A 12,845-nucleotide genomic window follows, 5' to 3' on the forward strand; every position below is an offset into this window, starting at 1 on the left:
GTGCAGGATGCTGCCGGCGCCTTCCCGTCGTCCGTGCACGTCGGTTGCGGCAGGGGTTCCGTGTTCCGCCAGCGCGGTCACGCGGCTCATGCGCGGGCTCCGGCCGGACGGCCAGGCTCAGACGCAGGCACACGTGCCGCAGTGACGGCCGCGGTGGGCACCCGCTCCACGGGCACCTCGCTGCCGTCGAGGCGTTCGCGCAGGATGTCGACGGCGTTGCGGATCGTGGCGAGCTCGGCATCCGCCAGCCCGTCGAACATCGGCAGGAGGGCTTCGGCGAGTTCGCTGCGCCAGGCGGAGAGCGCTGCGTCGCCGGCAGCAGTGATCACGGTGCTCGTGACGCGGGCGTCGAGCGGGTCGGCGAGACGGGCGGCCCAGCCGCGTCCGACGAGGTGTGCGACGAGCTTGGTCGCGGTCGGCTGCGAGATGCGGCTGCGGGCGGCGATCTCGCCGAGGCGGATCGGGCCGAGCTGGCGGAGCACGCTCAGGGTGCGCCAGACGGCCGGCGACTCCCGGCTGTCCGCGGCGTGGGCGGCGACCCGGGTGAGCCGGTGGTTCACGGTGATCAGGTCACCGAGGAGTGCGGGAAGGTCAGAAGGCATTCCCCCACTGTACATAGCTTGGCTATCTATGTCCATAGCCCGGCTATGGACATCGGCCCGCGCCCGGGTCCGGTCGGGTTAAACAGCAGAGGGCGCCGCATCCAGTGGATGCGACGCCCTCGGCGTGTTGCGAATCGAACGGCTGACGCCTGTCGACCTCGAGTGAACCCCCTGGGGGGCCCGACTACTTGAGGGTGACGGTGGCGCCGGCGGCCTCGAGGGAAGCCTTGCCCTTTTCGGCGGCTTCCTTCGTGACGCCCTCGAGGACGGCCTTCGGCGCGCCATCGACAACGGCCTTGGCCTCGCCGAGGCCCAGGCTGGTGAGCTCGCGCACAACCTTGATGACCTGGATCTTCTTGTCGCCAACGGACTCGAGGATGACGTCGAAGGCGCTCTGCTCTTCGACCTCTTCAACGGCGGCGGCGGGGCCAGCGGCACCGGCGACGGCGACGGGGGCTGCTGCGGTGACCTCGAAGGTCTCCTCGAACGCCTTGACGAACTCGGAAAGCTCGATGAGGGTCAGGCCCTTGAACTGTTCGAGCAATTCTTCGGTGGAAAGCTTTGCCATGATTATTCTCCCTATAGTTTCTTAGTTACTCACCGCTAGCAGGCCTATGCCTGGTTCGCGGACTCCTGCTTCTCACGCAGTGCTTCGATGGTGCGAACAGCCTTCGAAAGCGGTGCGTTGAACAGATATGCGGCTCCGAACAGCGAGGCCTTGAACGCGCCGGCCAGCTTGGCCAGCAGCACTTCACGGGACTCGAGGTCGGCGAGCTTGCCTACCTCTTCGGCAGTGAGCGGGCTACCGTCGAAGTAACCACCCTTCACTACCAGGAGAGGGTTTGCCTTGGTAAAGGCACGCAGGGTCTTCGCGACGGCGACGGGGTCTCCGTGCACGAAGGCGATGGCGGACGGGCCGGCGAGTTCGTCGTCAAACGACGTGATGCCGGCGTTGTTGGCCGCAATCTTGGTGAGCGTGTTCTTTACCACGGCGTACGTGGCGTCCGCACTGATGGAAACGCGCAGCGTCTTGAGCTGCGCAACAGTGAGACCGCGGTACTCGGTGAGCAGAACGGCGGTCGAGCTCTGGAATTTCTCCGTCAGCTCGGCGACCGTTGCTTCCTTGTTCGCCATGGCGCTCCTCTTGGTTTCATGTGCCGGTAGCCCGGGGCGCAGACATGAAAAAAGCCCCAGCGCAAGCGCCGGAGCTGAGCAGTCCTTGCGAACTGAAACTGAACTTCGATTCCTGCGCGGGCTGTTCACATGAGTGAACCTTCGGTCACTGTCCATTACTGGGCAGCGACAACCGGCGGTCTTTGGCTTCGTTCACTGTAACGGATGCCGCTGGCGGGCGCAAATCGCGGCATCCGCCCCTCAGCCCGTGAGCGGAACGGCATAGGTAGTTGACCTGAGTCCACTATCGAGATATAGTTGATGCTTGTCAATTACACGCCCCAGGAGTTTCATGTCTCGCGTTTCATCCGTTCGTACCGCTCCACCGCAGAACCCGCAGGACCGGCAGCCCCTCCCCCACCGCGACTCGGACACGCCGATGTCGAAGCGGCAGGTACTCGAGGCCCTCTCCGGCCTGCTGATGGGCATGTTCGTCTCGATCCTCGCCGGGACCGTCGTCAGCACGTCGCTGCCGCTCATCCTCTCCGACCTGCACGGTGACCAGTCCGCATACACCTGGGTCGTCACGGCGACCCTGCTCGCGACGACCGTGAGCACGCCGATCTGGGGCAAGTTCGCCGACCTCTTCGACCGCAAGCTGCTCATCCAGCTCTCCCTCGTGGTGTTCGTCCTCGGTTCCGCACTCGCGGGCTTCTCGCAGAACACCGGCACCCTGATCAGCTTCCGGGTGCTGCAGGGCCTCGGCGCCGGCGGCCTCGCCGCGCTCAGCCAGATCATCATGGCCGACATCATCAGCCCCCGTGACCGCGGCCGCTATGCCGGTCTCTTCGGCGCGGTCCTCGCCCTCGGCACCGTGGGCGGTCCGCTCCTCGGCGGTGTCGTGACGGACGCCTTCGGCTGGCGCTGGAACTTCTTTATCGCACTGCCCGTCGCGATCCTCGCGATCATCCTGCTGCAGCGCACCCTGCACCTCCCGGCCAGGGTCAAGCGGGTCGTCAAGATCGACTACCTCGGCGCGATCCTCATCACTGCGGGCATGTCGCTCCTGATGATCTGGGTGACCATCGCCGGCACCCAGTTCGAGTGGGCATCCGTGCCCTCGTTCCTGATGGTCGGCGGCGCTGTCGTGCTGCTCGTCGCCGCGGTGTTCGTGGAGTTCACGGTCAGCGAGCCGATCATCCCGCTCACACTGTTCAAGAACCGCACCTTCACCCTCGCGGTGATCGCGAGCATCTCGGTCGGCGTGTCCATGTTCGGCACCTCCGTCTTCCTCAGCCAGTACATGCAGCTCGCCCGGGGAGCCACGCCGACCCAGTCCGGCCTGCTGACCATCCCGATGATGGGCGGCTACCTGATCTGTTCGGTCACGTTCGGCACCCTGATCAGCCGCACGGGCAAGTGGAAGGCGATCATGGTCTCGGGCGGAGCGCTCGTGATCGTCGGCTTGCTGTTCCTCGGGACCCTCGACTACCGGACCGATCTCGTGCTCGTCGGCGTCTACATGTTCGTGCTCGGCTCCGGCCTCGGCATGCTGATGCAGAACCTCGTGCTCGTCGTGCAGAACTCGATCGAGGTCAGGCACCTCGGCGTCGCCACGAGCAGCGTCACCTTCTTCCGCAGCCTCGGTGGAACGATCGGCGTCTCGGTGCTCGGCTCCGTGCTCGGCACGGCGGTCGCGCAGCACATCACCGACGGCGTCGGCGCGCTCAGCGCCGCCGACAAGATGGCCGCGGCGAGCGCGCTCGGCTCCGGCGCCATCCCGCGCATCGCGGACCTCCCGGCCGCGGTGCGCACCCTCGTCGAATCCGCGTACGGGTCCGGCGTCGGCACGGTCTTCCTTCTCGGCATCCCGCTCGCCGTGATCACCCTCGTGATGGTCACCCTGCTGCCGAACGCGTCCCTCGGCCGGAAGACGGGCATTGCCAGGGCCCGCGAAGGTTCCGGGGACGGCACGTCGGCCGGGCACACCGGCGTGACTGCCGCGGAGCGCGCCGCAGAGGACAAAGCCGGGCGCGCTGCCGAGCGCGAAACCGAGGTCGAGGAGATGGAAGACATCCTGATCGAGGTGAGCGCGGCATCCGCCGGCCTCGCCCCCGCCGGGCTCAACAACCCGACCGGGGTGATTCACCTGCCGCGAGACGACCAGCCCGGCGCGCACAGAGTCAGTAGTCTGTGACCATGATCCAGGGGACTCCGACAGCGTCCACGCACACCGACGAGCGGGAGGACGCACCGGGCGCTGAGTCGGCGACGGCGATCGCCGAGGTCGAGGAGCAGCTGAGCGTGCTCGCCGGGTTGATCCGGGCGAGCATGCGGGATGCCGCGCTCTTCATCGACGCGTCGCTGCAGCCGTTCGCGTTCAAGCTCCTGCGCCACATCGAGCGCTACGGGCCGACGCACTCGAGCGCGGTCGCCGCTGCGCTCTACGTGGACAAGAGCGTGATCAGCCGCCAGGCGAAGCAGCTCTGCGAACTCGGTCTCGTGCGCACGGAAGTCGACCCGGACGACGGCCGCGCCCGGTTCCTCGCCGTCACCGACCTGGCACGGGCCAAACTCGACGCCGTACGGAACGGTGAGACCGCGATCGTGCACAAGCGCCTGAGCGATTGGCCGACGGACGACCTGCACCAGCTCGCCACGCTCCTCGCCCAGCTCAACACCCCGTAGCCCGCGCCACGCCGCGGGTCAGGCGAGCGGGAGCGACACCCGGAACTCGGTGCGGCCCGGCCGGCTCGACACCGTGACCTCTCCCTGGTGCGCGGTCACGACAGCCTGGACGATGGCGAGGCCGAGTCCGGTACTTCCGGTTCCGCGGAACCGCGAGCTGTCGCCGCGGGCGAAACGCTCGAAAAGGGTCGTCTGCAGGTTCGCCGGGATGCCGGGGCCGTCATCCGTCACGGTCACGATCGCACGGCCGTCCTGCTCGGACAGCGCGACCTCGACGGTCGTGTCCGGCGGGGTGTGGATGCGCGCGTTCGCGAGCAGGTTGGTGAAGACCTGGTGCAACCGGGGCGTGTCGCCAATGGCCTGGATCGGCTCATCGGGAAGCTCGAGGTTGAGCACCCGGTCTCGGCCGGCCGCGTGCGCATCGCTGACGACGTCGACGAGCAGGCTCGTGAGGTCGACGGTGCCGTGTTCGAGTTCGCGGCCCTCGTCGAGGCGGGCGAGCAACAGAAGGTCCTCGACGAGCCCGGTCATCCGAACCGACTCGGATTCGATCCGGCTGAGGGCATGCAGGGCGTCCGGCGGCAGCTCCTGGCCGGAGCGCCGGGTGAGCTCGGAGTAACCGCGGATCGAGGCGAGGGGCGTGCGGAGCTCGTGACTCGCATCCGCGACGAACTGCCGTACCTTGTTCTCGCTCGCCTGCCGGGTCTCGAGGGCGAGGTCGACGTGGTCGAGCATGCGGTTGAGCGCGGAGCCGACCTGGCCGACCTCGGTGCGGGGGTCGGTGTCCGCGGCGGGGACCCGGTCGACGAGGCTGACCTCGCCGCGGTCGAGCGGGAGTTCCGAGACGCGGGCGGCCGTTGCCGTGACGCGCTGCAGCGGGCGAAGTGCGAGGCGCACGATCCACATCGCGAGGATCGCGACGACGATGATGCCGACGAGGGAGACGACGCCGATGATCATGGCGAGCTGCGTCGCGGTGCCGTCGACCGTGCTGAGCGGGAGGCCGACGATCGAGAGGGTGCCGGTGCGGCTCGAACTTGCGAGGATCCGGTAGTTACCGACATCGCCGCCGAGGTCGACGGTGACGGGCTGCGCGGTACCGGTCTGGCTCGCGAGGATATCGGCCTTCTGCACGAGGAGGTCGACCTGGTGGGCCGTGAGTGCGACGATCGTGCCGGTGTCGTCGGTGTAGCCGGCTGTGAGGGTGGAATCGTAGAAGACGAGGGCGAGAGTGCCCGGCTGGCCGGGGCCGTTGAGGATGACGCTCGCGGAGGGCACGAACACCGGCAGCGCGGCGCCGAGGTCGTTGTCGCGGCGGCCCTCGAGCATCGAGTGCGACCGTTCGGCGGCGGAGCTCACCTGCTGGTCGAGGCCCGCGAGCAGGTTGGCGCGCAGCACGGTGACGCTCACGACACCGATCGAGATGCTCACGAGGGCGAGCAGGCCGACGACGGCGAGCACGAGCCGGCGGCGCAGGGTCCAGGGGGCGCGTCCGGGTCGCAGCCAGAGCGGACGCCGCAGCCACCGCGGGCGGCCGACCCACTGCGGTCGACGTGACGGATGCTGCGGGCCGGGTCGTGCGGGCGAGCCGGCCGGGTCGAACGGGTCAGTCCGGTCGGCAACGTCGGCCACGTCAGCCACGCCAGCCGCGTCAGCCGCGTGGGTCGGGTCAGCCGCGTCAGCCGGGTCGAGCGAATCCGGCCGGTCGGTCGGCGTCATCACGCGGTTTTCAGCATGTACCCCGCACCGCGCACGGTGTGGATCATCGGCTCGCGTCCCGCATCGATCTTCTTGCGCAGGTACGAAATGTAGATCTCGACGACGGAGGACTTGCCGCCGAAGTCATAGCTCCAGACCCGGTCGAGGATCTGGGCCTTGCTCAGCACGCGGCGTGGGTTGCGCATCAGGAAACGGAGCAGTTCGAATTCGGTCGCGGTGAGCTCGATGGCGTCGCCGGCCCGGGAGACTTCGTAGCTGTCCTCGTCGAGGGTGAGGTCACCGACCGAGATGCGCGGGTCGACGGAGTCCGACACGGCCAGGGTCGAGCGGCGGATCAGGCCGCGCAGCCGGGCGACGACCTCTTCGAGGCTGAACGGCTTGGTGACGTAGTCATCGCCGCCCGCGGTGAGGCCGGCGATGCGGTCGTCGAGGGAATCCTTCGCGGTCAGAAAGAGAACGGGAGTCTCATAGCCGTCGGCGCGCACGCGCTGCAGCACCTGGAGGCCGTCGATGTCGGGAAGCATGATGTCGAGCACGATCGCATCCGGCCGGAACTCGCGGGCGATGGTCAGCGCCTGGCGTCCCTCGCCTGCGGTGCGCACCTCCCAGCCCTCGTAACGGAGGGCCATCGAGAGCAAATCCGTGAGCGTGGGTTCGTCGTCGACGACGAGCACTCGAATGGGGCTTCCGTCGGCCTTGTGGAGACGCGGCCCGCGGGTCGAGTGGTCTGTTTCACGTGTGCTCATAGATCTCAGTATCGCGAGCTTTCTATGAAAAGCCTATGCGGGGACCTTGGCGCTCCTGTGAATGGGGTTCGCGCCCGCTCTGCCCCTCCCCTGCCGCCCCATCGTTCGCACCCCGCGCCCAACCAATTCGACGGATCGGTTGGGCGGGAACGGCGGTCGCGGCTGGCACAATGGGGAGGGTGACCGATACCCTGCTCCCGCTTTTTGAGCCGGCAGGGTCACTCACGGTCTCCTCGGCAGCCGCAGCATCCGTCGCCGCCGTCACCGCAGCAGTCGCTGCGCCGGCGATCGCCCCGCACCTGCTGCGCATCGTCGCCGACTCAACGGACTGGGCGGCCTGGATGCGCGCCCGCAACCAGGGCATCACGGCCACGGATGTCGCCAAGCTCGCCACTCCCAAATCGGTGCAGAACGCGGCCAACGACAAGATGAACGGCAGCAACTTCGGCGGCAACACCTACACCGACCACGGTCGCGCCCGCGAGCCCGTGATCGCGTCCTGGGTACTCGACAACTACGGCATCGAACCGAGCACGACCCTGTTCCATGCCGCCGGCCACCGCCGCCACCTCGCGACCCCCGACGGCGTGGGCACGGATGCCCGGACGCTCGAACTCTCGGAGATCAAGACGACGAACAAGGCGTGGCGCAGCATCCCGCGCTCCTATATGCGGCAGGTCTGGTGGCAGCAGTACGTACTCGGCGCCGATCGCACGCTGCTGGTCTGGGAGCAGCACCGGGACTTCGTGCCGATCCGGTCGCAGCCGGAATGCCGCTGGATCGAACGCGACGAGGACCAGATCGCGATCCTGGTCGGTTACGCGAACCAGTTGATCGACGTGCTCAACGCAATGGCGACCCGGGCGCAGCAGGCTCGGGCGTAGACGCGATCCTCGCGGCCCCGGCGGCCACGGCGGCGGCCGCGCGGCGGCGCTTGCGCAGCGCGGACACGGCGCCGCTCGCGAACATGTATCCCATGTAGGCGAACAGCAGCCCGGCGACGATGGGCACGATCCAGCTGCGGCTCTGGCCGTTGACGGCGTTGTTGACCCAGCCGACCCACGGCACGGAGTACCAGAGGCGCCCCTGGATCTGTACCGGAAGCACCTGGTCTGCATCGGCGACGCTGTTGTTGTCTCCCTTGAAGGTGAAGGTGCGTCCGCCTTCGGAGCTCGAGCTGATCGCGGTGACCCGGTGGGTGATGACGCCCGGCTCCCCCGAGCGGATCTGGTATGTGACGACGTCGCCGATGCGGATCTCGTCCGGGGTGACCGGGCGCACGATGATGAGCGTTCCGGGCGGCAGGGTGGGTTCCATCGAACTGGTCAGCACGGTGAGCGGGGTCGACCCCGTGACCTTGGGGACCACGATCAGCAGCAGCGCGAGGGCGACCACGAGGAGCAGGATCGCTCCGCTGACCGCGAGCCCGAGGTAGTGCAGCAGGCTCTTGTCGGGCGGGTCGACGGGCGCAGGGGCCTCGTTCGCGGCCGCACCGGGCACGGATGCCGCGGGTGCCGGCGAGTGTTCCGGTGCAGACTGAAGCTGGGTGCTGGTCATTCGCGGTCCTCCTCAGGGCGGCGACGGCGGGCGAGCAGGAGAAAGATGCCGATCCCGAGCAACAGGCCGCCGACGACCAGCACGGGTGCGGGCGGTTCGACGCCGGTGTGCGCGAGGATTCCGCTGCCGACGACTGCCGGGTACGCCGTCGGAGTCGTGGCGGTCGGGGTCAACGGCGTCGGCGGAGCGCCGGGAAATGCCGGCACGACCGTTCCCGGATCGTCACACGGAGACGCCGCGAACGGGCCGGCAACGGCATCCCGCATCGCCACGAGCAAGCCCAGGCTCGCGCTCGCTCCCTGGTCGACAGTGCCGGAGACATCCGCCATGGTGAACGTGACGACGAGTTTCATCGTGCCGCCTGCCGCGATCGGCTGCGAGGGCACGACGATCGCGCAGCTATCGAGCCTGCGGAGGGTGCGGGTGAGGGTGTCGCCGGTTCCGGAGTTCCACGCGGCGAGAGTGATGTGATCGGCGTATCCGCCGGACGGGAGCAGCACGTCGTGCGCGCTCACCCGCACCTCGGCTGGCGCGGCGGTCGGGTTGCGCACCCAGAGGGCGGCCTGCTGGCTGCCGCGCGGGACGAGCAGGCCGAGGCCGTCGAAGAGGCCGGCGTTGAGCGTCGTCGCGAACGTCACGCCATCGGTGCTGAGGAGCAGGTCGACGGGGGCGATCGGAGTGGCGCCAGCCGAGGCGCTTGCCGGCGCTGCGACGCCCGAAACGGCGAGTGACATGGCGAGCGCAGCGATTCCGAGGGCGGATGCCGCGACCCGGCGACCCCGGATCGGGTTCGGGCGCATGTCAGCCCACCCACGTCATGGTGAAGGTCTGGCTGGCCAGCCCGAGAACACCGCACGGCTGTTGCTCCAGCTGGATGTTGTTCGTTGCGGTGGTCTGCCCGCTGACGTCGAGACACTGGCCGCTGTCGTTCACGAAGCGGTAGGTACCGCTTCCAACAGCCCCGACGGCCGTGATGCGCCAGCTCTGGTTCGAGGTCCCGGCATTCTGGAGTTGTGCGGCGAGGCCGGCGGCGGCGCCCCTGCCGGTATCCCAGAAGAGCTGAGGGGCGTACTTCGCCTTCACCGCAGACACACCGGCAGGGTTCGAGAAGTTCCAGGACTGGTTGTCGAAACCGGTCGACTTGCAGCCGAAGCTGATCATCGCAGTTCCGGCCGCCGTCGACTGGTTCTCGCCGTCGATGCAGAGTCCGGTCGTCGCATTCTTGACCTTGTACCAGGCCCCGGAATTGGGGCCGGCGGTCGCGATGACTGCAGCTGTGGACAGGGGCGAGGCATCGCCGGCCGCATCGAGGGCCCTGACCGTGTAGCTGTACGCCGTGCCGACGTCGAGCCCGGTGTCGGTGTAGGTCACCGTGGGCGCCGTCGTCGTCCCGATCAGGGTCCCGTTGCGGAAGACCTGGTAGGTGATGATGGCTGCTGTGTCGGCGGGTTTGGCCCAGGTCAGGGTCGCCGTGTGGTCCGTCGTGGTTGCAGTGGGCGCGCCGGGTGTCAGGGTGTTCGCGACCGCCTGGGTCGCGTAGATGGCGAGCGGGGCGATCGCCCAGTTGCCGACGCTCGAGGTGAGGGTGACGGTCGGCACTGCGGAGATACCGACGAGTGCGAAGCGTTGCGCCTGCGTGATCGTGCTGCGCACGCAGAAGTATGCGGACGTTCCCACGGCGAGCGCGGTCGCGCCGCTGCCGGAGAAGGTCAGTGCCGAGGTCCAGTGCTGGCCGGTGGGACTGGTAGAGGTCGCCCCGGTCGAGCAGGACGCCGCCGAGGCGACGGGCCAGGTCTGCAGGTCGACGCCGGTCGCGAGTGTCGTCGCGGGAGCCGTCAGCGTCAGCGTGTACGGCGCAGGGATGTTCCCCTTGTTCGTAACGGTCACGACCTTGGTGACCGACAGCGTGCTCGAGTCATACAGGACGGCGAGCGTGTCGAAACCGGTCTGCGTGACGGCCAGGCTGCCGGCCGTGACGGACGCGATTGCGGTCACCCCCGGCGCGGTCCAGCTCGCCTGGGCGACGCTCGTGCCTGCCAGGGTAAGGAAGAGGGTGAACGCGAGCGCCAGCATCCGTTTGGGCGAACGGATGCGAGGAGCGCGGCGCTGCACGGTGGACATGGCTCAGGCCTGGATTCCGTCGATGACGATGCCGAAGTTCGCGGCGGAGAGGCCCTGGGTCGTGGCAGGGGCGGACAGCGGCAGGGTGACGGAGACGCAGAGGGTGGTGGACCCGCCGACGGGGAGGGTCTTGCCCAGACTCGTGACGACCGGGGTGGTGTTGAGGACTGCGGTCCAGGTCGGGGCAGGCACGACCGGGCAGGTACCGACGAAGAGGCCGATGCTCAGGGACGCCGAGAGGGTCGTCGCCGGAACCGGCGGAGTGAATCCGGCGATCCGGAGTGCGAGCGGAACGTTACCGACGTTGGTGACGGTGACCGGGGCACTGACCGTGACGCCGGGGTAGAGCACGCTGGTCGGCAGGGTGAGAGTGGACACGGTCAGGGTCGCGGTGCCGGATTTGATGGTCGTGGCCGCAGACACCGGGGCACTCGCATTGAGGTATGCGTATGAGCCACCAGCGCCGAGGACCGCAAGGCAGATCGCGGCCGCCACAGAGACCGCGGTCGAGACGATGGTCCGAAAAGAGGGGACACGCGTCGCGGCTCGCAGGCCTTTTCGAAGGACTGACTGGATCCGAACCATGCGGGAAGACGTTTGGAGGGGAAACATGTGCACCCCAATTCATCGACCAACAGTGTTTCTGAGGCTAGGAAGCCGGTGCGTCTGGCCGAGACCAGACGCACCGGCGGGACCGACTAGATCTGGGTCAGGAGGACCGAGAAGTTGCTGAGATTTACGGAACCGCCCTGGGCGGAGTTGTCGACGGAGGTGCCGAATGGCCAGGTGATGGTCGCTGTGACCGTCACGGTTGTCGCTCCCTTGACGACCGAGTATCCACCGGTAACGGCGGTCAAGTTGGCGGTGAGGGCGGCGCTGCTGCTCAGTGCCGTCGCCAGCTTCGTGTCGAATGTGCTCGACGACGTCGCAGTGATCGCGGCCCCACTCAGGGACAGCGTCGCCTTCAGGTTGTCGCCTGTGGCTGAAATGTTGAGCACCTTGGTGTAGGTGAGAACATCACCGGGGACTGCCTTGTATGCCGCGATGCTCGTGATCGGGACCGGCGCGTTCGTTCCCACCGTGCTCGTCCAGGTTCCGGGCGCGGCGGGCGTCGGCTCGGTAACGGACAAGGTGCCGGCCGCGATCGTCGCAGCGCCACCAGCGGTCACCGTCGAGTTCCACGAGGCGAAGGTGCCCGCACCGCCGAGGAGGAGCGCCACGCCGACCGCGCCAGCGAGGGAGCCTTTGAGAAGCTTGTTCATGATGGATCCTTTTCGACGCCGCGACGGGCATCAGGGTAGTTGCAGGCCGAGATTCGGCCGACCAATGTGGGAAGGACAGTTCGTTCGTTGCCCGGGTGGGAAGGATCGCGCCACTTCGGGTGCGGCGCGAAACTCCACTCGGGCAACGGGTCACCGAATACAGGCCAAAGCCACGCCGGTCACCCGGTGGAGCTCGACTCGAACGGTCCCCCTAAATGAGGACTTCGGTCCCCCTTTATGTGGACAGACTACGACGGCGCGACAGGGCAAATCCAGACCTCCAAGCCCCCAAGGTGAGGCACATCCGTCGTTTTCGCACCCCCAGATCGAGTCACGTAGCTAACCGAATCCGGCCGGTGGCCGACGGTTTCTCAGGCTGTCCACCCGGTGCCCGCCGGGAGACAATGGACTCATGGGAAATGCAACGAACGTGCCCCCGACCATGCGTGCCCTCGTCATCGACCGCACCGGCGCGGCCGGGGAATTACACCTGGACACCGTGCCGACGCCGATCCCCGTACTCGACGAGCTCATCGTGCGGGTCGTCGCCGCGGGCGTCAACCCGATCGACGCGAAGACCCGGGCCGGCTCTGGCGTGGCGGCGGCAATCCCGGCATTCCCCGCCGTGCTCGGCTACGACTTCAGCGGAATCGTGGTGAGCTCGCCGTACGAGGCCTTCCCTCTGCAGCCCGGTGACGAGGTCTACGGCATGACCCGCTTCCCCCGCACGACGGGCAGCTACGCCGAGTACGTCGCCGTCTCGAGCATGAGCGTCGCCCGCAAACCGTCGACGCTGAGCCACATCGAAGCCGCCGCCGTGCCTGTCGCTGCGCTGACCGCGTGGGAAATGGTCGTCGACATCGCCGAGGTGACCCCGGGCGAGCGGATGCTGATCCACGCCGGCAGCGGCGGCGTCGGCCACTTCGCGGTCCAGATCGCCAAGGCCTTCGGCGCGTACGTGATCACGACCTTCAGCCTGACGCTTGCCTTTGCGGCCTGGTACCTCGTGAGCGCGATCGCCCCACGTCTGAACGACA

Annotated in this window: 14 protein-coding genes; 4 read left to right on the forward strand and 10 right to left on the reverse strand. The window is 67.9% G+C overall.

What is annotated here, in order from left to right; genetic code table 11:
• Positions 1-86 precede the first annotated feature (86 nt).
• The 3 genes from QN345_RS09235 to rplJ form a co-directional block, all read right to left on the reverse strand.
• Entirely contained in the window at positions 87-602 is a 516-nt protein-coding gene (locus QN345_RS09235; protein WP_134446739.1) for a MarR family winged helix-turn-helix transcriptional regulator, read from the reverse strand.
• A gap of 184 nt (positions 603-786) precedes the next feature.
• Complete coding sequence (rplL, locus tag QN345_RS09240; protein WP_134446737.1) at positions 787-1,170, reverse strand: 50S ribosomal protein L7/L12; 384 nt, start codon at positions 1,168-1,170, stop codon at positions 787-789.
• A gap of 44 nt (positions 1,171-1,214) precedes the next feature.
• Positions 1,215-1,736: a 50S ribosomal protein L10 gene (gene rplJ, locus QN345_RS09245; RefSeq protein WP_134446735.1), complete on the reverse strand. Its 522-nt coding sequence runs from the start codon at positions 1,734-1,736 to the stop codon at positions 1,215-1,217.
• A 418-nt stretch (positions 1,737-2,154) separates the two neighbouring features.
• Between rplJ and QN345_RS09250 the strand changes: the two genes are divergently transcribed.
• A complete protein-coding gene (locus tag QN345_RS09250) occupies positions 2,155-3,912 on the forward strand; it encodes an MDR family MFS transporter (protein WP_322137047.1) in 1,758 nt (585 codons plus the stop codon).
• Positions 3,913-3,914: 2 nt separating this feature from the next.
• Positions 3,915-4,403 (forward strand): MarR family winged helix-turn-helix transcriptional regulator, encoded by a 489-nt coding sequence (locus QN345_RS09255; RefSeq protein ID WP_134446733.1) that lies wholly within the window; start codon positions 3,915-3,917, stop codon positions 4,401-4,403.
• 18 nt (positions 4,404-4,421) lie between these two features.
• Here the strand turns inward: QN345_RS09255 and QN345_RS09260 are convergent, their stop codons facing one another.
• Both QN345_RS09260 and QN345_RS09265 read right to left on the reverse strand, forming a co-directional pair.
• Positions 4,422-6,122: a sensor histidine kinase gene (locus tag QN345_RS09260; protein WP_134446901.1), complete on the reverse strand. Its 1,701-nt coding sequence runs from the start codon at positions 6,120-6,122 to the stop codon at positions 4,422-4,424.
• Positions 6,122-6,868, reverse strand: a complete 747-nt coding sequence (locus QN345_RS09265; protein WP_134446731.1) for a response regulator transcription factor — start codon at positions 6,866-6,868, stop codon at positions 6,122-6,124. Before QN345_RS09265 ends, QN345_RS09260 begins: the two co-directional genes overlap by 1 nt.
• A gap of 287 nt (positions 6,869-7,155) precedes the next feature.
• Here QN345_RS09265 and QN345_RS09270 point away from each other — a divergent pair, with 287 nt between their 5' ends.
• On the forward strand, positions 7,156-7,752 hold the full coding sequence (locus tag QN345_RS09270) for a YqaJ viral recombinase family protein (protein WP_370361370.1): 597 nt from the start codon (positions 7,156-7,158) through the stop codon (positions 7,750-7,752).
• On the opposite strand, the gene QN345_RS09275 is transcribed toward QN345_RS09270, so the two are convergent.
• From QN345_RS09275 to QN345_RS09295, 5 genes are all read right to left on the reverse strand, one after another.
• Complete coding sequence (locus QN345_RS09275; protein WP_134558060.1) at positions 7,712-8,425, reverse strand: signal peptidase I; 714 nt, start codon at positions 8,423-8,425, stop codon at positions 7,712-7,714. The two genes, QN345_RS09270 and QN345_RS09275, sit on opposite strands and share 41 nt — an antisense overlap.
• Positions 8,422-9,225: an LPXTG cell wall anchor domain-containing protein gene (locus tag QN345_RS09280; RefSeq protein ID WP_134558061.1), complete on the reverse strand. Its 804-nt coding sequence runs from the start codon at positions 9,223-9,225 to the stop codon at positions 8,422-8,424. The genes QN345_RS09275 and QN345_RS09280 overlap by 4 nt, the downstream gene beginning before the upstream one ends.
• A 1-nt stretch (position 9,226) precedes the next feature.
• On the reverse strand, positions 9,227-10,546 hold the full coding sequence (locus QN345_RS09285; RefSeq protein ID WP_322188532.1) for an RICIN domain-containing protein: 1,320 nt from the start codon (positions 10,544-10,546) through the stop codon (positions 9,227-9,229).
• Between the two features lie 3 nt (positions 10,547-10,549).
• Positions 10,550-11,041 carry a hypothetical protein gene (locus QN345_RS09290; protein WP_166788301.1) on the reverse strand — a complete coding sequence of 164 codons (492 nt, stop codon included), beginning with the start codon at positions 11,039-11,041 and terminating at the stop codon, positions 10,550-10,552.
• A gap of 203 nt (positions 11,042-11,244) precedes the next feature.
• Entirely contained in the window at positions 11,245-11,808 is a 564-nt protein-coding gene (locus tag QN345_RS09295; protein WP_134446719.1) for an alternate-type signal peptide domain-containing protein, read from the reverse strand.
• 412 nt (positions 11,809-12,220) lie between these two features.
• Between QN345_RS09295 and QN345_RS09300 the strand changes: the two genes are divergently transcribed.
• Positions 12,221-12,845, forward strand: a 625-nt coding sequence (locus QN345_RS09300; protein ID WP_323508595.1) for an NADP-dependent oxidoreductase, incomplete at its 3' end; no start/stop codon positions are given.

The organism is Cryobacterium sp. 10I1 (genome assembly GCF_035019805.1).
Taxonomy (GTDB): Bacteria; Actinomycetota; Actinomycetes; order Actinomycetales; family Microbacteriaceae; genus Cryobacterium; species Cryobacterium glucosi.

What these genes read in the sequence shown, in the direction of transcription:
- QN345_RS09285 (WP_322188532.1), bottom strand. Translation starts at nt 10,546, where the DNA reads ATGTCCACCGTGCAGCGCCGCGCTCCTCGCATCCGTTCGCCCAAACGG.
- QN345_RS09235 (WP_134446739.1), bottom strand. Translation starts at nt 602, where the DNA reads ATGCCTTCTGACCTTCCCGCACTCCTCGGTGACCTGATCACCGTGAAC.
- rplL (WP_134446737.1), bottom strand. Translation starts at nt 1,170, where the DNA reads ATGGCAAAGCTTTCCACCGAAGAATTGCTCGAACAGTTCAAGGGCCTG.
- rplJ (WP_134446735.1), bottom strand. Translation starts at nt 1,736, where the DNA reads ATGGCGAACAAGGAAGCAACGGTCGCCGAGCTGACGGAGAAATTCCAG.
- QN345_RS09275 (WP_134558060.1), bottom strand. Translation starts at nt 8,425, where the DNA reads ATGACCAGCACCCAGCTTCAGTCTGCACCGGAACACTCGCCGGCACCC.
- QN345_RS09255 (WP_134446733.1), top strand. Translation starts at nt 3,915, where the DNA reads ATGATCCAGGGGACTCCGACAGCGTCCACGCACACCGACGAGCGGGAG.
- QN345_RS09280 (WP_134558061.1), bottom strand. Translation starts at nt 9,225, where the DNA reads ATGCGCCCGAACCCGATCCGGGGTCGCCGGGTCGCGGCATCCGCCCTC.
- QN345_RS09295 (WP_134446719.1), bottom strand. Translation starts at nt 11,808, where the DNA reads ATGAACAAGCTTCTCAAAGGCTCCCTCGCTGGCGCGGTCGGCGTGGCG.
- QN345_RS09265 (WP_134446731.1), bottom strand. Translation starts at nt 6,868, where the DNA reads ATGAGCACACGTGAAACAGACCACTCGACCCGCGGGCCGCGTCTCCAC.
- QN345_RS09250 (WP_322137047.1), top strand. Translation starts at nt 2,155, where the DNA reads ATGTCGAAGCGGCAGGTACTCGAGGCCCTCTCCGGCCTGCTGATGGGC.
- QN345_RS09260 (WP_134446901.1), bottom strand. Translation starts at nt 6,122, where the DNA reads ATGACGCCGACCGACCGGCCGGATTCGCTCGACCCGGCTGACGCGGCT.